Origin of the sequence: Kitasatospora sp. NPDC052896 (assembly GCF_044547075.1) — a bacterium.
Lineage (GTDB): Bacteria > Actinomycetota > Actinomycetes > Streptomycetales > Streptomycetaceae > Kitasatospora.
The window spans coordinates 1-18,204 of record NZ_JBITZU010000013.1 but is presented as its reverse complement, the minus strand read 5'-3'; the positions used below and the strand labels follow the sequence as shown (position 1 = coordinate 18,204).

General features: G+C 73.4%; 15 protein-coding genes and 3 tRNA genes. 9 read left to right on the top strand and 9 right to left on the bottom strand.

The annotated features are described in order from the left end of the window. On the top strand, positions 1–1,905 hold the full coding sequence (dnaG, locus tag ACIGXM_RS23920) for a DNA primase (protein ID WP_396564077.1): 1,905 nt from the start codon (positions 1–3) through the stop codon (positions 1,903–1,905). A gap of 138 nt (positions 1,906–2,043) precedes the next feature. Beyond that, positions 2,044–3,132: an RNA polymerase sigma factor gene (locus tag ACIGXM_RS23915; protein ID WP_396564075.1), complete on the top strand. Its 1,089-nt coding sequence runs from the start codon at positions 2,044–2,046 to the stop codon at positions 3,130–3,132. Between the two features lie 60 nt (positions 3,133–3,192). Here ACIGXM_RS23915 and ACIGXM_RS23910 read toward each other — a convergent pair whose 3' ends face one another. From ACIGXM_RS23910 to ACIGXM_RS23900, 3 genes are all read right to left on the bottom strand, one after another. After that, the gene (locus tag ACIGXM_RS23910; protein ID WP_396564073.1) at positions 3,193–4,599 is read right to left on the bottom strand and encodes a glutamate decarboxylase; all 1,407 of its coding nucleotides are present in this window, start codon (positions 4,597–4,599) and stop codon (positions 3,193–3,195) included. A gap of 39 nt (positions 4,600–4,638) precedes the next feature. Continuing rightward, the gene (locus ACIGXM_RS23905; protein ID WP_396564071.1) at positions 4,639–6,075 is read right to left on the bottom strand and encodes an FGGY family carbohydrate kinase; all 1,437 of its coding nucleotides are present in this window, start codon (positions 6,073–6,075) and stop codon (positions 4,639–4,641) included. Between the two features lie 79 nt (positions 6,076–6,154). Continuing rightward, on the bottom strand, positions 6,155–6,448 hold the full coding sequence (locus tag ACIGXM_RS23900; RefSeq protein WP_396564069.1) for a hypothetical protein: 294 nt from the start codon (positions 6,446–6,448) through the stop codon (positions 6,155–6,157). 262 nt (positions 6,449–6,710) lie between these two features. Here ACIGXM_RS23900 and ACIGXM_RS23895 point away from each other — a divergent pair. Together ACIGXM_RS23895 and ACIGXM_RS23890 are read left to right on the top strand one after the other, a co-directional pair. Then, positions 6,711–6,783, top strand: a tRNA-Asn gene (locus ACIGXM_RS23895). A 50-nt stretch (positions 6,784–6,833) separates the two neighbouring features. Beyond that, positions 6,834–6,909, top strand: a tRNA-Asn gene (locus ACIGXM_RS23890). 112 nt (positions 6,910–7,021) lie between these two features. On the opposite strand, the gene ACIGXM_RS23885 is transcribed toward ACIGXM_RS23890, so the two are convergent. Next, on the bottom strand, positions 7,022–7,786 hold the full coding sequence (locus ACIGXM_RS23885; protein WP_396564067.1) for a trypsin-like serine peptidase: 765 nt from the start codon (positions 7,784–7,786) through the stop codon (positions 7,022–7,024). Positions 7,787–7,877: 91 nt separating this feature from the next. Continuing rightward, entirely contained in the window at positions 7,878–8,717 is an 840-nt protein-coding gene (locus tag ACIGXM_RS23880) for a trypsin-like serine peptidase (protein ID WP_396564065.1), read from the bottom strand. Positions 8,718–8,963: 246 nt separating this feature from the next. Here ACIGXM_RS23880 and ACIGXM_RS23875 point away from each other — a divergent pair. Next, positions 8,964–9,037, top strand: a tRNA-Ile gene (locus ACIGXM_RS23875). A gap of 226 nt (positions 9,038–9,263) precedes the next feature. Here the strand turns inward: ACIGXM_RS23875 and ACIGXM_RS23870 are convergent. The 3 genes from ACIGXM_RS23870 to ACIGXM_RS23860 all read right to left on the bottom strand — a co-directional run bounded on the left by ACIGXM_RS23870 (position 9,264) and on the right by ACIGXM_RS23860 (position 12,397). Beyond that, on the bottom strand, positions 9,264–9,554 hold the full coding sequence (locus ACIGXM_RS23870) for a hypothetical protein (RefSeq protein WP_396564063.1): 291 nt from the start codon (positions 9,552–9,554) through the stop codon (positions 9,264–9,266). Positions 9,555–9,582: 28 nt separating this feature from the next. Further along, positions 9,583–10,779: an LCP family protein gene (locus tag ACIGXM_RS23865; protein ID WP_396564061.1), complete on the bottom strand. Its 1,197-nt coding sequence runs from the start codon at positions 10,777–10,779 to the stop codon at positions 9,583–9,585. A 205-nt stretch (positions 10,780–10,984) separates the two neighbouring features. Beyond that, complete coding sequence (locus ACIGXM_RS23860) at positions 10,985–12,397, bottom strand: FtsW/RodA/SpoVE family cell cycle protein (RefSeq protein ID WP_396564059.1); 1,413 nt, start codon at positions 12,395–12,397, stop codon at positions 10,985–10,987. 186 nt (positions 12,398–12,583) lie between these two features. Here ACIGXM_RS23860 and ACIGXM_RS23855 point away from each other — a divergent pair, with 186 nt between their 5' ends. Both ACIGXM_RS23855 and ACIGXM_RS23850 read left to right on the top strand, forming a co-directional pair. After that, positions 12,584–12,937 (top strand): ArsR/SmtB family transcription factor, encoded by a 354-nt coding sequence (locus ACIGXM_RS23855; protein ID WP_396564057.1) that lies wholly within the window; start codon positions 12,584–12,586, stop codon positions 12,935–12,937. Next, positions 12,930–15,593, top strand: coding sequence for a cation-translocating P-type ATPase (locus ACIGXM_RS23850; RefSeq protein WP_396564056.1), 2,664 nt, complete (start codon positions 12,930–12,932; stop codon positions 15,591–15,593). The genes ACIGXM_RS23855 and ACIGXM_RS23850 overlap by 8 nt, the downstream gene beginning before the upstream one ends. Before the next feature lie 4 nt (positions 15,594–15,597). On the opposite strand, the gene ACIGXM_RS23845 is transcribed toward ACIGXM_RS23850, so the two are convergent. Further along, entirely contained in the window at positions 15,598–16,074 is a 477-nt protein-coding gene (locus ACIGXM_RS23845; protein ID WP_396564054.1) for a MarR family winged helix-turn-helix transcriptional regulator, read from the bottom strand. Between the two features lie 102 nt (positions 16,075–16,176). On the opposite strand from ACIGXM_RS23845, the gene ACIGXM_RS23840 reads away from it, so the two are divergent. Together ACIGXM_RS23840 and ACIGXM_RS23835 are read left to right on the top strand one after the other, a co-directional pair. After that, complete coding sequence (locus ACIGXM_RS23840) at positions 16,177–17,202, top strand: NADP-dependent oxidoreductase (RefSeq protein WP_396564052.1); 1,026 nt, start codon at positions 16,177–16,179, stop codon at positions 17,200–17,202. Positions 17,203–17,588: 386 nt separating this feature from the next. Further along, a complete protein-coding gene (locus ACIGXM_RS23835; protein WP_396564050.1) occupies positions 17,589–18,083 on the top strand; it encodes a DUF3145 domain-containing protein in 495 nt (164 codons plus the stop codon). Positions 18,084–18,204: the final 121 nt, after the last annotated feature.

Below are 18,204 nucleotides of genomic sequence, written 5' to 3'. Positions count from 1 at the left end.
GTGGCAGGGCGGATCCGGGATGAAGACGTGCAGGCGGTGCGCAACGCGCTGCCCATCGACGCGGTGGTCGGCGACTACGTCCAGCTGACCAACGGTGGCGGCGCCCAGCTCAAGGGTGTCTGCCCGTTCCACGACGAGAAGTCGGCCTCGTTCTACGTGCACCCCGCCAAGGGGGTCTTCCACTGCTTCGGCTGCGGCGAGAGCGGCGACACGATCTCCTTCCTGATGAAGATCGAGCACTTCTCGTTCGCCGAGGCGGTCGAGCGGATGGCCGCCCAGGCCGGCATCACGCTGCGCTACATCGAGGGCGGTTACACCCAGCGCAGCCAGCAGGGCGAGCGGACCAGGCTGGTCGAGGCGCACAAGGTGGCCGCGGCCTGGTACCAGGAGCAGCTGGAGACGCCGGAGGCCGAGATCGGCCGCCGGTTCCTGGCCGAGCGCGGTTTCGACGCCGCGGCGGCCGCGCGGTTCGGGGTCGGCTACGCGCCGGCCGGCTGGGAGCACCTGGTCCGCTACCTGCGCGGCAGGACCTTCACCGACCGGGAGATCCTGCAGGGCGGGCTGGCCTCGCAGGGGCAGCGCGGTGGCCTGATCGACCGGTTCCGCGGCCGGCTGGTCTGGCCGATCCGCGACCTGGGCGGCGAGGTGGTCGGCTTCGGCGCCCGCCGGCTGCGCGAGGACGACAACGGGCCGAAGTACCTGAACACCCCCGAGACCCCGATCTACAAGAAGTCGCACGTGCTCTACGGCATCGACCTGGCGAAGAAGGAGATCGCCAAGTCCGGCCGGGCGGTGGTGGTCGAGGGCTACACCGACGTGATGGCCTGCCACCTGGCGGGCGTGACCACCGCGGTGGCCACCTGCGGTACGGCCTTCGCCGAGGACCACGTCAAGATCATCCGTCGGCTGCTGATGGACACCTCGCAGTACCGGGGCGAGACGGTCTTCACCTTCGACGGTGACGCGGCCGGTCAGAAGGCCGCGCTGCGCGCCTTCGAGGACGACCAGAAGTTCGCCGCCCGGACGTCCATCGCGGTCACCCCCGACGGCATGGACCCGTGCGAACTGCGGCTCGCCCAGGGCGACGAGGCGGTCCGCGAGCTGATCGCCAACCCGGTGCCGCTCTTCGAGTTCGCACTGCGCTCGGCGGTCGCCCGGCACCGGGTGGACGCCGCGGAGGGCCGGGCCGCGGCGCTGGAGGAGGCCGCGCCGATCGTCGCCAAGATCAAGGACCCGTCGATCCGGCACGAGTACGCGGTCCAACTCGCCGGTCTGCTGGGCATCCTGGACGAGCAGTTCGTGGTGCGCCGGGTGGCCCAGATCGCCCGCTGGCAGCGCGAGGCGCCCCAGCAGGGCCGCCAACAGCTGCGTCGGGGGCCGGAGTTGGCGCCGGCACCGGAGCCGGCCCGGCCGGCGTACCGGCTCGACCCGCGCGACAAGGCCCAGTTCGTCGAGCGTGAGCTGCTCAAACTCGCCGTGCAGTACCCGGAGTTGGTCAGTCCGGCGTTCGACCAGTACGGCGAGGACGAGTTCCCGACGGCGCCCTACGCGGCCGTCCGCCGGGCGATCGGCAAGGCCGGCGGGACCACGCACGGCTGTACCGTGCCGGACTTCGTCGGGGCGGTCCGCGAGGTGGCCGAGAACGACCAGGTCCGTTCGCTGGTCACCGAGTTGACGGTCGAGCCGGTCCGCACCCGGCGCAAGCCGGACGCGCTCTACGCCGGCGAGTTCCTGGTGAACCTGCGCCGGGCCTCGGTGAAGCGCCGGATCGAGGAGGTCCGCGGGCATCTCCAGCGCCTGGGAAACCGGGCAACTGCCGAGCAACTGGCGCCGGTGCAGCAGGAGTTGTGGGCGCTCCAGCAGTACGACGACAGCCTGCGGACGCGCGGCGCGGCCGGGCTCTGAACCCGGCGCACCGGCGCCCCGCCACTCCGGCAGAAAACTCACCGCACGACTATCGGCCGCCGGGCGCGGGGTACCCCACACTGAGGGGGTCTCAGTCCGCAGCGTCGGGCCCGCCCGACCCGCAGAGGGGTGGGCCCGTTGGAGATCACCGCCACCCAGGAAGCCGAGCCGGACGCGCGAGCGGAGTCCCGGCCCGCGGCGTCCCCGGAGGGCAGACCGGTCGCTGCCGTGCGGCAGCGACCGCCTGACGAGGAGTTCGACCCGGACGGGCCGCTGGACGACGAGCCGCCCGTCCTGCCGCGGGACGGCTCGGTTGGCCCGAGCGCTGACCTGTTCCGCCAGTACCTGCGCGAGATCGGCCGGATCCGGCTGCTCACCGCCGCCGAGGAGGTCGAGCTGGCCCGCCGGATCGAGGCCGGCCTCTTCGCCGAGCAGTACCTGCACGACCACGGCCTCCCGACCGGTCGGCTGGCCGACGAGCTGGACCAGCTGGTGGTGCTCGGCCGGATCGCCAAGCGCCGGTTGGTCGAGGCCAACCTGCGCCTGGTGGTCTCGGTCGCCAAGCGCTACGTCGGACGTGGCCTGACCATGCTCGACCTGGTCCAGGAGGGCAACCTGGGCCTGATCCGGGCGGTCGAGAAGTTCGACTACGTCCGCGGCTACAAGTTCTCCACCTACGCGACCTGGTGGATCCGCCAGTCGATGAGCCGCGCGCTGGCCGACCAGGCCCGCACGATCCGGGTCCCGGTGCACGTGGTCGAGCTGATCAACCGGGTGCTGCGGGTCAAGCGCGGGCTGCTCCAGGAGCGGGGCGGCGAGCCCACCGCGGCCGAGGTGGCCGCCGCCCTGGAGCTCTCCGTCGAGCGGGTCCGCGAGGTGCTCCGGCTGGCCCAGGAGCCGGTCTCGCTGCACACCCCGATCGGCGAGGAGGAGGACGTCGCGCTCGGTGACCTGATCGAGGACGCGGACGCCGCCTCGCCGGCCGAGAGCGCCGCCTTCCTGCTGCTGCGCGAGCACCTGGAGACCGTGCTGGCCATCCTCGGCGAGCGCGAGCGGATGGTGGTCGAGCTGCGCTACGGCCTGAGTGACGGCCGGCCGCGCACCCTGGAGGAGATCGGCGCGCTGCTCGGGGTGACCCGGGAGCGGATCCGGCAGATCGAGTCCAAGACGCTGGCCAAGCTGCGCGACCACGCCTACGCCGAGCAACTGCGCGGCTACCTGGACTGACCCGCCGGTCGCCGTGCTCCGGGGCCCGTGATGTCAGAGGTGTCAGTAGTACCAGTGGTGTCAGTGGTGGAAGGCGGTGGCCGGCGCGACCCCGTGCTCCCGCAACGGTCCGGGCTGGCACTCCAGCTCGGGCAGCAACCGGGCCAGGTCGGCGAGGAGCAGGTCGGCCAGGTCGTGGCTGAACCCGTTGCGGCAGACCACCCGCAGCACCGAGAGGTCCTCCCGGTTGGCCGGGAAGGTGTAGGCGGGCACCTGCCAACCGCGTTCGCGCAGCCGCCGGGAGACGTCGAAGACGTCGAACGAGGTCACCTCGTCCGCCACCGTGAAGGCGATCACCGGCAGCTCGTCGCCCCGGGTGAGCAGCCGGAACGGCCCGAGCTTCGCGAGTCCGTCGGCCAGCGCCTCGGCCACCCGGCGGCAGGAGTGGTGCACCGCGCGCAGGCCCTCCCGGCCCAGCCGCAGGAAGATGTAGTACTGCGCGACCACCTCGGCGCCCGGGCGGGAGAAGTTGAGCGCGAAGGTGGGCATGTCGCCGCCCAGGTAGTTCACCTTGAAGACCAGCTCCTCCGGCAGCGCCTCGGAGTCCCGCCAGAGCGCCCAGCCCACGCCGGGGTAGACCAGCCCGTACTTGTGCCCGGAGGTGTTGATCGAGGCCACCCGCGGCAGCCGGAAGTCCCAGACCAGGTCCGGGTCGAGGAACGGCGCGACCATGCCGCCGGAGGCGCCGTCGACGTGCACCGGGATGTCCAGGCCGGTGGTCCGCTGGAACTCGTCCAGCGCGGCGCAGATCTCCGCGATCGGCTCGTAGGAGCCGTCGAAGGTGGAGCCCATGATGCCGACCACCCCGATGGTGTTCTCGTCGCAGAGCGCCACCGCGGAGGGCGCGTCCAGGTGGAACCGCTCGCCCTCCATCGGCGCGGTGCGCGCCTCCACCTCCCAGAAGTTGCAGAACTTCTCCCAGCACACCTGGACGTTGACGCCCATCACCAGGTTGGGCCGGGCCCCGGCGTCGTAGCGGGCCTGGTTGCGGCGCATCCAGCGGCGCTTCAGGGCGAGCCCGGCGAGCATGCAGGCCTCGCTCGACCCGGTGGTGGAACAGCCGATCGCGGCGGCCGGGTCGGGCGCGTGCCAGAGATCGGCCAGGATCGCCACGCAGCGCCGCTCCAGCTCGGCGGTCTGCGGGTACTCGTCCTTGTCGATCATGTTCTTGTCGAGGCACTCCGCCATCAGCCGGCCCGCCTCGTCCTCCATCGAGGTGGTGACGAAGGTGGCCAGGTTGAGCTTGGCGTTGCCGTCCAGCATCAGCTCGTCGTGGATCAGCTGGTAGGCGGTGTGCGGCGGGATCGGAGCGTGGTGCAGCCGGTGCTTGGGCGGCGCCAGCCGCATCGCCCCGACCGGATCGGCGTCCGAGAACGCGGAGTCGACGGCGGATCGGTGACCGGTTCCGTTGCCCTTGTGCAGTGGCATGGGGCAAGAGCCCTTCGCTCGGGGGTAGGTGATCCCAAGTTAGGGCGTCGCGTTGAGTTCGGGGTGCACCTGATCGCGAACCGAGCCGTACTGTTGGCGGACCGCCCGCCCGAACGGCTGGTCCGGGTCGGGCTCGACGGTCAGCACGTCCGGCAGCTCCCACTGCGGCGGTTCCGGGGTGCCGGCCAGTGCCCAGGCGGCCTGCCGGGCCGCGCCGCGGGCCGCGTGGTCGCCCGGCGGCGGGATCAGCACCGGGACGCCGAAGATCAGCGGGGCGATCTCGCGGACCGCCGGCAGCCGGCCGACCGCGCCCAGCAGCACCACCCGGCGTACCGCGACGCCCCGGGCGCGCAGCGCGTCCAGCGCGTCCGCGATGTTGCAGAGCATGCCCTCGACCGCGGCCCGGGCCAGGTGCTCGGGGGTCATCGACTCGGAGCGCAGGCCGGTCAGGGTGCCGGTGGCGTGCGGCAGTCGGGGCGTCCGCTCGCCGTCCAGGTACGGCAGCAGCACCACCCCGTAGGCGCCGGGGGAGGAGCGCAGCGCCAGCTCGCTCAGGCCCTCCAGGTCGCGGCCGAGCAGGTGGGCGGTGGCGCGCAGCACCTGGGCGGCGTTGAGCGTGCCGACCATCGGCAGGTGCTTGCCGGTGGCGTCGGCGAACGAGGAGACCGTCCCGGTCGGGTCCACCACCGGCTGGTCGTGCACCGCGAAGATGGTGCCGGAGGCGCCGAGCGAGACCACCGCGTCGCCGGGGCCGAGGCCCAGGCCGAGCGCGGCCGCCATGTTGTCGCCGGTGCCGGCCGAGATCAGCAGGCCCTCGGGGGTGTGTCCGGCGGGCTCGTTGGGGCCGAGCACCTCGGGCAGCCGGAGCAGCTCGTGGCCGAGCGCGAGCTTGATCAGGTCCTGCCGGTACTCGCCGGTGATCGGCGACCAGTAGCCGGTGCCGGAGGCGTCGCCACGGTCGGTGGTGCGCCGGGCGGGGTGGCCGAGCAGCTGCCAGACCAGCCAGTCGTGCGGCAGCAGCACCTCGGCGATCCGCCGCGCGTTGGCCGGCTCGAACTCGGCCAGCCAGCGCAGCTTGGCGATGGTGTAGGTGGCGGCGGGCACCGCGCCGATCGCCTCGGTCCAGGCGGACGGGCCGCCCAGCGCGTCCACCAGGGCGGCCGCCGCGCCGGAGGAGCGCGGGTCGGTCCAGAGCAGCGCCGGACGGACCAGCACACCGCCCGCGTCGAGCCCGATCAGGCTGTGCTGCTGGGCGGAGACGCCGATCGCCCGCACGCCCTCCAGCAGGCCGCCGGTGGCCGCCTCGCCCAGTGAGTGCAGCCAGGACTGCGGGTCGGCCTGGGTCGAGCGTTGCTGGGAGGCCTCGGACTCCGGGTGCGGGGCCCTGCCGGACCGCAGGACGGCTCCGGTGTCCGCGTCACACGCGACGATCCGGGTGCGGAGGGTCGAGCTGTCGATGCCCGCGACGATGGCCATGGTGGAGATCATGCCTCAGCCGGCGGTCCGCCCGGGAACCGTCCCGGCAAGTGTTGCCCAGTCGGTACCGCGGCCGCCCTCAGCGGCGGACGGTCCCCCAGCTGTCGTCCTCCTCGTGCCGGCGGTGGAAGTACGGCACCCGGTCGGTCAACGCGTCCGGCAACCGCTCGCCGACCCGGTCGGTCACCGCGTGCGCGGCCTTGCCGGCCACCGAGCCGGCCGACTCGCGGGCCCGGTGGGTGGCGTCCTGGACCTTCGGGTTCTGCGAGATCCGCCGGGCCGTCGCGGCGATCTGCTCGTACCGCTCCCGGCCCGCCCGGGCCCCCAGGACGTACCCGGCCGCGGCTCCCACCACCAACGTCAGCTTCCACATGTCTCGGTCTCCACCCTCTCTCGCGCTCTCTCGCGGCCCCTTGCCGCGATGCCCTACCCGCCCCGGCGGGCGGCGAACCGCCTGCCGAGCGGAGGGTCCCCCTCAGCATCCCCGGCGGCGCGGACCGCCGCCCGCCGGGCGCGCCAGCCGGAGGGTGCGGCTCCGGGCCGGGAAAGCGATTGGCGGACCACCCCCCTGGATGCGCTAATGTATGTCCCGCAGCGAACGCCGCACCGAGGTGCGGCCGATGCGAACAACTCAATCCCGCATAGCTCAATTGGCAGAGCAGCCGGCTGTTAACCGGCAGGTTTTTGGTTCGAGTCCAAATGCGGGAGCTCAGGCAGCTGGTCCGGTTCCGGTCGGTGCAGGCTGCTTGTCCGTGCGATCCCGCATAGCTCAATTGGCAGAGCAGCCGACTGTTAATCGGCAGGTTATTGGTTCGAGTCCAATTGCGGGAGCCAGTACCGACGCCCCTCGGCCCGCCGAGGGGCGTTCGGCGTTTCTCGTCGGTTCCGCCGGTCCCCGCCGGTCCCCGCCGGTCCCCGCCGGTCCCCGACGGCCCCGCCGGGGCGGTCAGCTGACGGCCCGCTGGTACACCGCCGCGACCCGGTCGTCGAAGCTGACGCTGTACGAGGTGTCCGCGGTGTCCCCGCCCTCCTGGTAGCCACCGATCACCCCGACCAGCGTCCCGACGCCGGTGGCCGGGTCGGTCCCGGTCACCCACGGGCTGCCGCTGGTGCCGTCGGTGAAGCCGCCGCAGTCGAAGCGCTCCTGGGTGGAGCTCCGGGCGGTGGTCCGGATGGCGCAGCTGATCGGCTGGTCACTCTCGTTGGGGTAGCCGGTCACGGTCACCGGCAGGTCGAAGCCGCGGTTGATGCCGAGCCGGTTGCCGCCCACCACGTCCTCGATCCGCCGACCGTTCAGCGGGCCCACGGTGAGGAACGCGACGTCGTACTCCGGGTCGCCGTCGTCCTGCCAGTGCTGGTCCACGGTGATCTGATCGACCGGCCAGCTGCCGTACGGGGAGTCGCCGTCCCGGTAGCCGGGGGAGAAGGCCAGGCCGCTGACCGGCCCGACGCCGGGCTGGTAGACGCAGTGCGCCGCGGTGACGATCAGGTTCCGCCGCGGGCTGTCCACCACGCTGGCGGTACAGGACCGGCTGTCGCTCTCGGCGGGCAGCGTGAGCACCCCGATCCGGCTGTCCGCCGCGTCCCGCGGAGCGGTGACCGCGCTCTGCGCCGGACGGTGCGAGCGGCTCTCACAGGCCGCGAGCGGGAGCACCGCGGCCAGGGCGGCCGAGAGCACCAGTGTGCGCCGCTGGTAGCCCCGCTCGGCCATCCGCCGCCGCCTCCTGGTGCTCGGTCGGCGCCGGGCGCGCCGTGACAAGATCTACCCAAGATCTACCAGGCACGGCCGGTCGGACGCCAGATCAGCCGGTGGCGCGGGCGAACAGGGCCCGTACGGCGCCGCCGAAGTAGCTGCTGTACGAGGTGCCCGGGGTGTCCCCGCCCTGCTGGTAGCCACCGACCACGCCGATCACCGTGCCGGCCCCGGTGACCGGGTCGGCGCCGGTCACCCACGGGCTGCCGCCGGCACCTGCGGCGTGGTCCGGGCAGTTTAGCCGCAGCTGGCCGGCGCTCTGCTCGGCGGTCCGGTTGGCGCAGCCGACCGGCGGGCCGGCGGGGCTCGGATAGCCGGTCAGCCGCACCGCCTGCTGGTAGCCCGGGTCGGTGCCCAGTCGGTTGGCCCCGAGCAGTTGCTGCACCTGCCTGCCGCTCATCGGCTGGACCACGGCGAAGGCCACGTCCAGGTCGGCGTTGCCGTGTTCGGCCCAGCTCCGGTCCACGGTGATGGCGGCCAGCGGCCAGACGCCGTCCGGGGCGTCGCCGGCGCGGTAGCCGGGCACGAAGACCGGCTCGCCGCGGGCGCCCTTGCCGGGGTCGTAGAGGCAGTGCGCGGCGGTGACGATCAGGTTCCGCCCGGGGCTGTCGACCACGCTGGCGGTGCAGAGGTGATCCCCGGCGGCGTCACTGGCGAAGAGCGCTCCGACCGGCCCGTCGGGCCCGTCCGGGGAGGCGCCGGGGGTGGCCGTGCCCGGATGCCGGTCCGTGGCCTTCAGGAAGCGCTCGCGGCTCCAGGTGGCCGGGCCGCTGTTCGGGGCGGCGGGCAGCCAGACCGCGCCACCGGACGGCCCCGAGTCGCAGCCGGCGGCCCCGAGAGCCAGCAGCAGCGCCCAGGCGCAGCCGAGGGCGACCGTACGGACCGTCACTGCGACTCCCTCCGCGCCCTTCGATCCCCCCGTGACCACCGCGTTCCCGCCCGGGCGGTGGTGTGCCGGACACCGCACGCCCGCCGCCCGGGCGGGAACGGAAAGGGCCCGGAGGACGCACTCGTGGTGCGCCCCCGGCGCGCACCACGGCTGATCGACCGGATATGCTGCCCAAGACGGCCTTGCGGGGCCGTCTGTTGCTGCGATGGACAGCCACTGTGGTGGCCAGTACCGACGCGGTGAGTCGGGGCGGTAGCTCAGCCGGTTAGAGCAGGGGACTCATAATCCCTGGGTCGTGGGTTCGAGTCCCACCCGCCCTACCCCAAGATCCTGATGGATCATCAGAGTAATCCTGTGGCTGACCTGCGGAAACGCCCCGGCCTCTGGCGCAGATCCTAGAGTACGACCTGCTCCGCGACCCCACCGCCACGCCGAGGTTCACCCGCTCGGGCGCATGACCGGCCGTGCCGATGGACAGGGGACGGGTCGCCGATCACCTGCCGGCCTCCGCGGCACGGCCGAACACCGGCACCGGCTGACCCGGGGTCAGGGGTGGTCGGGGGAGCGGGTGAGGCGGGTGAGCCAGCGCGCGCCGCGGAGGATGGCGGCGCGGCGGCGTTGGCGGGCCGGGGCGCGGCGGCTCTGCGGTGGGACGGCGGCGCCGGTGGGGCTGGCGAGTTCGCCGAGGCGGTGGCCGGCCTCGCTGAGGCGGGTCAGCAGGCGGATCCGGCGGGCCGGGTCGGTGGCGTGCAGCAGGGCGGCGTGCAGGCCTTCGATCTCGGCCACCGCGGCCGCCAGTCGGAGCCGGGTGGCCGTCTCGCGATCCCCCGAGAGCATCTGGTGAGTTCTCCTTCGGCAGGTTGGTTCAGCCGTAGCTGAGGTCGGCGCAGGGGTCGGTGTCGGCGGGGCGGGTGTTCCGGGTGATGGTGGTGGGGAGGGCGGTCGGCAGCGTGCTGGGTGGCGGGCCGCCCGGACCGGCGGCGGGGGACGGGGGTGCGGTGGCGGGACGGGCGTCCAGGGGGTGGTCCTCGCGGAGCAGGGCCCAGAGCTGGTCGACGTCGGGGTGCACCAGCGCCACCCGGTCGCCGACGTAGCGCCAGGGGGTGGTGACGAAGAGGACGTCGGCCGGCTTGAGGTCGCTCAGCGACCCGGCGAAGGTGGCCAGCTTCGTCGGGCTGCCCAGGTCGCGGTCGACGGTCAGCGAACGGGTGGCCGCGTCGGCGAGGGGGAGCAGCGTGGGGAGGTCGAAGCCCTGCGCCCGGACCTTCGTGAAGAGCGCGGACATGAACGCCTGCTGGCGCTTCATCCGGCCGATGTCCGAGCTGTCGCCGATGCCGTGCCGGGCCCGGACGTAGGACAGTGCCTGCTCGCCGGAGAGCACCTGGCGGCCCTGCCTGAGGTGGATGCCGTAGCTGTCCACGTTCGCCGGCACGCAGACCGGGACCCCGCCGACCGCGCTGGTCATCGCGGCGAACCCCTTGAAGTCGACCACGATGGTGTGGTCCACCCGCAGGCCGGTCAGTGCCTCCACGGTGTTCTGGCTGCAGGCCGGGTTGCCGCTCGGGGCGCCGCCGACCCCGAACGCGGAGTTGAACATCTGGTCGTGCTGCGGCGCGGTCCACCGGCCGTCGGGCAGCCGGCAGGGCGGGATGTCCACCAGTGAGTCGCGCGGGATGGAGACCCCGACGGCGTGCCGGTGGTCGCCGGCGACGTGCAGCAGGATCGCGGTGTCGGAGTTGCCCTTGCTGTCGACCTGGCCGCCGGCCAGCTGGTCGTTGCCGTCGGCCCTGCTGTCGGAGCCGAGCAGCAGCACGTTGACCGGGCTGTTGCCGCTCGGGTCGAGCGGGCCGGCCGGCGGGCGGGTGCCGGCCAGCCCGCCGCTGTCGAAGACGTGCAGGTTGCCGTCGAGCCGGTGGTAGAACCAGAGGCTCAGGCCACCGGCGGCCAGGAGTAAGCCGGCCAGCGTGCCGGCGGCGATCCGGACCGCCCGGCGGCGGGTCCGTCCGCCGGTGGTGGGCGGGGTCGAGGGTTCGTCGGCGGGGCGGGCCTGGGGATCGCTCATCGGTGGTCTCCATGCGGTCGCCGGCGAGCCGGGGGCCGGTCGGCCAGGAGGACTGCTCGGGCAGGCGTGCGGGTCACACTTGCGCCATGAGGCAAGTATGACCCGTTGCCAGTATCACCCGTGCCGGTGCCCCCGGCCACCCAAGGTGACCGGGGGCACGAAGACCGCGTTCGGACCGTGCCGGAGGACCGGGCTGGGACCGGGCTCAGACCGTGACGAGCGCCGGCGTCGGTCCCGGTTCCGGTTCGGGCTCCAGGGTGGCCCGCCCGGCCGCGTCGCTCAGCTTGATCAGCAGGGCCGTCAGCAGCCAGTTCGCCACCATGGAGGAACCACCCTGGGCCAGGAACGGCAGCGCCTTGCCGGTCAGCGGCATCAGGCCGGTGACCCCGCCCACCACCACGAAGACCTGCAGCGCCACCGCCGCGGCCAGGCCGCTGGCCAGCAGCTTCCCGAACGGGTCGGTCAGCTGGGTGGCGGTCTTCAGCCCGCGCTGGACGAGCAGCACGTAGATCATCAGCATCACGGTCACCCCGGCCAGGCCGAGTTCCTCGCCGATCGTGGTGAAGATGAAGTCGCTGCGGCCGGCGAAGCCGACCAGCCACGGCCGGCCCTGGCCCAACCCGGTGCCCAGCAGGTGGCCGGTGCCGAAGCTGAACAGCGCCTCGGCCGGCTGGTTGGAGATCAGCGCCGGGTCGTGGTGGGCGTTGTAGTAGTCCAGCGGGTGCAGCCAGGCCACCACGCGGCCGTGCACGTGCGGCTCGTAGCTGCCGACCACGGCCGCGCCGCCGACCGCCATCAGCACGCCGAGGATCACCCAGCTGGTCCGTTCGGTGGCGATGTAGAGCATCACCACGAAGATCCCGAAGAAGATCAGCGAGGTGCCCAGGTCGCGCTCGAAGATCAGCACCAGCAGGCTGACCACCCAGATCGCCAGCACCGGACCGGCGTTGCGCCCGCGAGGGAGGCTCAGCCCCCAGATCTTGCGGCCCACCAGTGCCAGCGCGTCCCGGCTGACCGTCAGGTAGCCGGCGAAGAAGATGGTGATCGCGATCTTGACGAACTCGTCCGGCTCCAGCGTCACGCCCGGCAGCTCGATCCACCGCTTGGCGCCGTAGGTGGCGTCGGCGGGGAAGAAGGCCGGCGCGGCCAGCAGCACCAGCGAGCCCACCATCAGGATGTACTGGTACTGCTGGAAGAACCGGTGGTGCTTGACGAACACGATCAGCGCGAGCGCCACGAAGACCGCGATGAAGGTCCACATCGCCTGCGTGGGCGCGGTCGGGTACTTCTGGAAGTTGCCCGCCATGACGATCGCGTACGACTGGTCCAGCCGGTTCAGCAGCATCAGGCCGATGCCGGTGAGGAGCGTGGCGATCGGCAGGATCAGCGGGTCGGCGTAGGGCGCGAAGCGCCGGACCACCAGGTGCGCGCCGAGCGCCAGCGCGGTGAAGGCGACCCCGCACTCCAGCAGGCCCGCGGGCATCTTGTTGTTCATCGCCAGATTGGCGTCGATGTAGCCGTAGAGGGGGACCACCAGGGCGAACGCCAGCATGACCAGTTCAAGGTTGCGGCGCCGACTGGCGGCGCGTCGCCCCTCGGCCCGTTGGCTGCCTATCACACGAACTCCCCACAGGCCGTCGATCCGGACCGCCGAATTCTCGCACGACGGAGCGGCCGTCCGGTCCACGGGCCCGGTGGACCGGACGGCACGGGGAGCCGGGCCGGGCGTGCGGACGGCCACTGCGCGCCGGGAGAGCGCCCGGCTAGACTGTCCCCCTCGCAGATCTTGGAGAGGGCGGTACGGATGACGGGCTGGACCAAGCTCGACGACCCCTCCCCGCAGCTCCTGCAGCAGGCGGCGGCCTCGTTCGGCCTGCTCGCCTCCACGATGCGACTGCACATCGTCTGGGTGCTCAGCCAGGGCGAGGCCGACGTCGGCACGCTGGCCGAGCGGGTCGGCGGCACCCTGCAGGCCGTCAGCCAGCACCTCGCCAAGCTCAAGCTGGCGGGCATGGTGACCAACCGCCGCGAGGGCCGCCGCCAGGTGTACGGGGTTGACGACCCGCAGGTGGCCACGCTGGTCCGGCTGATGGTGGAGAAGCTCGACGGCCCGGCGGCCGGCGGCGAGGCCCACCGGTTCCGGAGCCGTGGTGCCTGAGAGCGGGGCGCGCCTGCTCCCGCTCGTCGGCCGGTCCGCCGACGCGGTCCCTCGGCGGGGCGGTGAACCGGGCCGTGCGGCCCGGCTGGGCCGGCTGCCGCTGCTGCGCGAGCTGGACTCCTCGCCGCGCGGACTGACCGAGGCGGAGGCCGAGGCCCGGCTGGCCCTGCACGGTGAGAACACCGTGCTCCCCCGGCCGGACGTCTCCTGGTCCCGGCACGCCGCGACCGCCCTCGGGGATCCGTTCACCGTCCTGCTGACCGGGCTCGCCGGGATCTGCGCGCTGATCGGTTCCTGGGGCAGCGCGGCGATACTCGGCTTCCTGGTGCTCTCCGGTGCTCTGCTGCGACTGGTCGGCGAGCGGCGCTCGTCCCGGGCGCTGCGGGCGCTGCGCGCGCTGGTGCCGGAGACCGCGACCGTGCTGCGCCGCGCCGAGCGGCAGGACCTGCCGATGGCCCGCGAGCTGCCGGCCGACCAGCTGGTCCCGGGTGACGTGGTCCGGCTGGCGGTCGGCGACGCCGTCCCGGCGGACCTGCGGCTGCTGCGCGCCGAGGGCCTGACGGTGGACCAGTCCGCGCTCACCGGTGAGAGCGAGCCGGTGGCCCGGTGGGCCCTGGACCAGCCGCCCGCCGGCGCGGCCGGACAGCCCTTCGACGAGCCGCACCTCTGCTTCGCCGGCAGCCGGGTGGTCACCGGCAGCGCCACCGCCGTGGTGCTCGCCACCGGCGGCGCGACCCGCTTCGGCGCCGCGCACCGGCCGGCCCCGCTGCCCGGCGGCGGCCGGTCGGCGGTGGAGCACGGGGTGCGCCGCGCGGTCCGGGCGCTGGTGCTGTTCATGATCGCCGCGGTCCCGCTCACGGTGGGCGCGGACGCCGTGCTGCACGGCTGGAGCGCCGAGCTGCTGCCGTTCGCGGTGGCGGCGGCGGTCGGGCTGACCCCCGAGCTGTTGCCGCTGGTCCTGAGCACCGTGCTCGCCCGGGGCAGCCACGACCTGACGGCCGGCGGGGTGCCGGTCCGCCGGCTCTCGGCGGTCAGCGAGCTGGGCGCGCTGGACGTGCTCTGCGTGGACAAGACCGGCACGCTCACCACCGGCGCGCCCGTGGTGGCCGGCTCGTTCGACCCGGACGGCCGGCCCGACCCGCGACCGCTGTACTGGGCCGGTCTGTCCGCCGAGGCCGCGTTCGGGGACGGCGATCCGGGCCTGCCGGACCCGACCGACGAGCTGCTGCTGGACGCCGCGGCGGCGGCCGGACTGCTGGACGGCCCGGCGCCGGTGCTGCTGGACGCGGTCCCGTTCGATCCGGTCCGGCGCTGTGCCACGGTGCTCCTGCGCGAGCGCGGCCGGGCCGTACTGCTGGTCAAGGGCGCCCCGGAGGCGGTGCTGGCGCGCTGTGCGGAGGTGACCACCGCGGCCGGGCCGCGGGCGCTGGACCAGGGCCGGCGGGCCGAGCTGGACCGGCTGGTGGCGACCCGGGCCGGTGAGGGGCTGCGGCTGCTCGCGGTGGCCCGGGCCGAGCGCGCGGCGCGGCTCGGCGGCCACCGGGCCTGGCAGGAGGACGACCTGACCCTGCTCGGTTTCGTCGCCCTGGCGGAGGAACCGGTCGACCGGGCCGCCGAGGCGCTGGCCGCGCTGGCCCGGGCGGGCGTCGCGGTGAAGGTGGTGACCGGGGACCACCCGGCGACCGCGGTCCGGCTCGCCGACCGGCTCGGCCTGCCGCCGGGCCGGGTGCTGATCGGCTCCGAGCTGGACGCGCTGACCGACGGAGAGCTGGCCGAGGCCGCCGGTGGCACGGCGGTCTTCGCCCGCTGCGCGCCGGAGCAGAAGGCCCGGGTGGTACTGGCGTTGCGGCGGGGCGGCGGGAGCGTCGGGTTCCTCGGCGACGGTGTCAACGACGTGCCCGCGCTGCGCGCCGCCGATCTCGGGATCAGCGCGAGCGGCGCGGTCGGCGCGGCCCGCGGCTGGGCCGACGCGGTGCTCGGCGAGGACGGGCCGAGCGCGCTGGTGCCGGCGCTGTGGACGGGCCGGGCGGCGGTCGCCAAGGTGGCCGCCTACCTGCGGATCGCGCTCTCCTGCAACCTCGGCAACGCGGCCTCGATGCTGGCCGGCGGGGTGCTGCTGCCGTTCCTGCCGATGCTGCCGGCCCAGGTACTGCTGCAGAACCTCTGCTTCGACGCGGCCCAACTGTCGTTCGCGCTGGCCGGCAGCCGCGGCGGACGGTCGCTCGGGCCGGCCCGGCTGCGCTGGGGGACGCTCGGGATCTTCGCGGTCGTCTTCGGCCTGCTGAACTCGCTCGCCGACATCGGCATGTTCGAGGCGATGCGGGAGGTGACCGACGGCTTCCGGCGGGCCGGTTCGGCCGCCGCCTTCCACACCGCCTTCTTCACCGAGAACCTGGTCACCCAGGCGCTGGCACTGCTGGTGCTGTACGGACTGGACCGGGCGGGGGTGCGGCCGCCGCGCCCGGTGTGGTGGGCGGCCGGGGTGCTGACGGTGGCCGGGGTGCTGCTGCCGGGCAGCCCGTTGGGCAAGGGGCTGGGCTTCGAGGGGCTGCCGGCCGAGGCGTACGGGCCGCTGGCGCTGGTGGTGGCCGGCTACGCCGGGCTGCTGCTGTGCGGCCGGGCGCTCTGGCGCCGCTGGGCGGCTGGGCGCGAATAGGGCCTCAGGCCTGGCCGCCGGCCCCGGTGATCATGCGCTGCAGCAGGTCGCGCAGGGTGCGCCGTTCGTCCTGGCCGAGCGCGGCGAGCGGCTCGCGGGCGAAGTTGAGCGACTCCCGGAGCTCGTCCGAGGCGGCCTGCCCGGGCTCGGTGGCGGCGACCAGCTTCACCCGGCGGTCCTGCGGATCGGCCTCCCGGGTGACGAAGCCACGGGCCTCCAGCCGGTCCACGATGCCGGTGATGTTGGACGGCTCGCAGCTCAGCGTCTGCGCGATGTGCCGCATCGGCATCGGGCCGCGCCGCAGCAGCGCGAGCACCTTGGCCTGGGCGCCGGTGAGCGAGCGGGCGGCGGCGGCCTCCTCGTACTCCCGGTGGAAGAGCGCGACCAGGCCCGCCATGAGGTCCACGACCTCGCGGGTCAGGTCGTCCGCGGGGCCGGCAACGGCGGGTGCCTCCGGGGTGGGGGCCGACTGGTTCGACATGCCGACAGTCTACCTGAATATTTGACAAGGTGAACCTTTCATGTCCATGGTTGCTTCAGTTCCTCAACCTTTCAGGGCAACACTGAGCAAGGGAGCAAACCGATGGCCGAGCAGACCGTGCCCGCTACCGCCCGCGAGTGGCACCTGGTGTCCCGTCCGAACGGCTGGCCGGTGGCCTCCGACTTCGAGCTGGTCGAGGCTCCGGTCCGGCAGCCGGAGCCGGGCGAGATCCTGGTGCGCAACGCCTACCTGTCGGTCGACCCGTACATGCGCGGCCGGATGAACGACGTGAAGTCGTACGTGCCGCCGTTCCAGCTGGGCCAGGTGATGGACGGCGGCGCGGTCGGCCACGTGGTGGCCTCCGCCGCCGAGGGGTTCCAGGTGGGCGACGCCGTCCTGCACGGGCTCGGCTGGCGCGAGTACGCGACGGTGCCGGCCAAGCACGTGGTGAAGGTCGACGAGGCGCGCGCGCCGCTCTCCTACTACCTCGGCGTGCTCGGCATGCCCGGCCTGACCGCCTACGCGGGCCTGCTGGAGGTGGCCAGCTTCAAGGAGGGCGACGCCGTCTTCGTCTCCGGCGCGGCCGGCGCGGTCGGCTCGCTGGTCGGCCAGATCGCCAAGCTCAAGGGCGCCAAGCGGGTGATCGGATCGGCCGGCTCGGCCGAGAAGGTCGCCAGGCTGGTGGCCGACTACGGCTTCGACGCGGCCTTCAACTACAAGGACGGCCCGGTCGCCGAGCAGCTCGCCGCGGCCGCCCCCGAGGGCATCGACGTCTACTTCGACAACGTCGGTGGTGACCACCTGGAGGCCGCGATCGGCGCGCTCAACGTGCACGGCCGGGCCACCCTGTGCGGCGCCATCGCGCAGTACAACGAGACCGGCGCCCCGGCCGGCCCGCGCAACCTGGTGCAGGCCATCGGCAAGCGGCTGCGCCTGCAGGGCATGCTGGTGCGCGACCACGCGGACCTCCAGCAGCAGTTCGTGGCCGAGGTGGCCGGCTGGCTGAAGGACGGCAGCCTGCGCTACGACGAGACCGTGCGGGACGGCGTGGAGAACGCCGTGGACGCCTTCCTCGGCCTGCTGCGCGGTGACAACACCGGCAAGATGGTGGTCCGGCTCGGCGCCTGATCGATCGTCGACGCACACCGCGCCCCGACGGACCGTCATGGTCCCTCGGGGCGCGCGGCATTGTTCCGCGCGACCCCTGGAGACGGTTTTCCGCCGCATCCGACGGACCGTCGGACCACTCCGGCTCCGGCGCGATAGCGTGGCGGCACTGCCGGACCGGCGTCGGATGGGGCCGTTCGGGGGAGAGATCCCGATCAGGGGTAGACCTCGGTGGGGAACTGACTAACATGGTTGAAGCCTGTCCGTTTTGCTCAAGTTAGTGACCTAATGTCGATTGACCTGAGTGGCAAACGGGCGGGGTTTGGCCAAGTGGCGCCCAGGACTGACCGGCCACGGGTACGAGGCAGCTGGGGAAGGCGACCCTCGTCCACAGCCTGGAGGTCCCGGTGACGACACGTGGAGTCCTGTACATCCACTCCGCGCCCCGCGCGCTGTGCCCGCACGTCGAATGGGCGGTGGCGGGCGTACTCGGCGTGCGGGTCAGCCTCGACTGGATCCGCCAGCCGGCCGCCGCCGGTCACTGGCGCTCCGAGTTCTCCTGGCAGGGAGAGCCGGGCACCGCGTCCCGGCTGGCCTCCGCGCTGCGCGGCTGGCAGCTGATCCGCTACGAGGTGACCAGCGAACCCTGCGCCGCGGCCGAGGGCGAGCGCTACAGCAGCACGCCCAGCCTGGGCATCTTCCACGCCGTCACCGGGATCCACGGCGACATCCTGATCCCGGAGGACCGGCTGCGCTCGGTGCTGCTGCGGGCCCGCAGCGAGGGCACCGACCTGGAGGCCGAGCTGGCCCGGCTGCTCGGCAAACCCTGGGACGACGAGCTGGAGCCGTTCCGGTACGCCGGCGAAGGCGCTCCGGTGCGCTGGCTGCACCAGGTGGTGTGACGAGGGACGAAGGGGCGGCCTCCCGGGCTTGGGTTCTAGGAGTTGTTGCAACACCCCAGTTCAGGGGATGCATTGGACTTCGAGATCCGTGAGGACCGGACGCCTCAGGGCCCGCGGAAGC

Bases quoted from the DNA above. Each gene is read 5' to 3' on its own strand.
- ACIGXM_RS23910 (WP_396564073.1), bottom strand. From the start codon at position 4,599: ATGCCACTGCACAAGGGCAACGGAACCGGTCACCGATCCGCCGTCGAC.
- ACIGXM_RS23905 (WP_396564071.1), bottom strand. From the start codon at position 6,075: ATGGCCATCGTCGCGGGCATCGACAGCTCGACCCTCCGCACCCGGATC.
- ACIGXM_RS23900 (WP_396564069.1), bottom strand. From the start codon at position 6,448: ATGTGGAAGCTGACGTTGGTGGTGGGAGCCGCGGCCGGGTACGTCCTG.
- ACIGXM_RS23885 (WP_396564067.1), bottom strand. From the start codon at position 7,786: ATGGCCGAGCGGGGCTACCAGCGGCGCACACTGGTGCTCTCGGCCGCC.
- ACIGXM_RS23870 (WP_396564063.1), bottom strand. From the start codon at position 9,554: ATGCTCTCGGGGGATCGCGAGACGGCCACCCGGCTCCGACTGGCGGCC.
- ACIGXM_RS23865 (WP_396564061.1), bottom strand. From the start codon at position 10,779: ATGAGCGATCCCCAGGCCCGCCCCGCCGACGAACCCTCGACCCCGCCC.
- ACIGXM_RS23855 (WP_396564057.1), top strand. From the start codon at position 12,584: ATGACGGGCTGGACCAAGCTCGACGACCCCTCCCCGCAGCTCCTGCAG.
- ACIGXM_RS23845 (WP_396564054.1), bottom strand. From the start codon at position 16,074: ATGTCGAACCAGTCGGCCCCCACCCCGGAGGCACCCGCCGTTGCCGGC.
- ACIGXM_RS23840 (WP_396564052.1), top strand. From the start codon at position 16,177: ATGGCCGAGCAGACCGTGCCCGCTACCGCCCGCGAGTGGCACCTGGTG.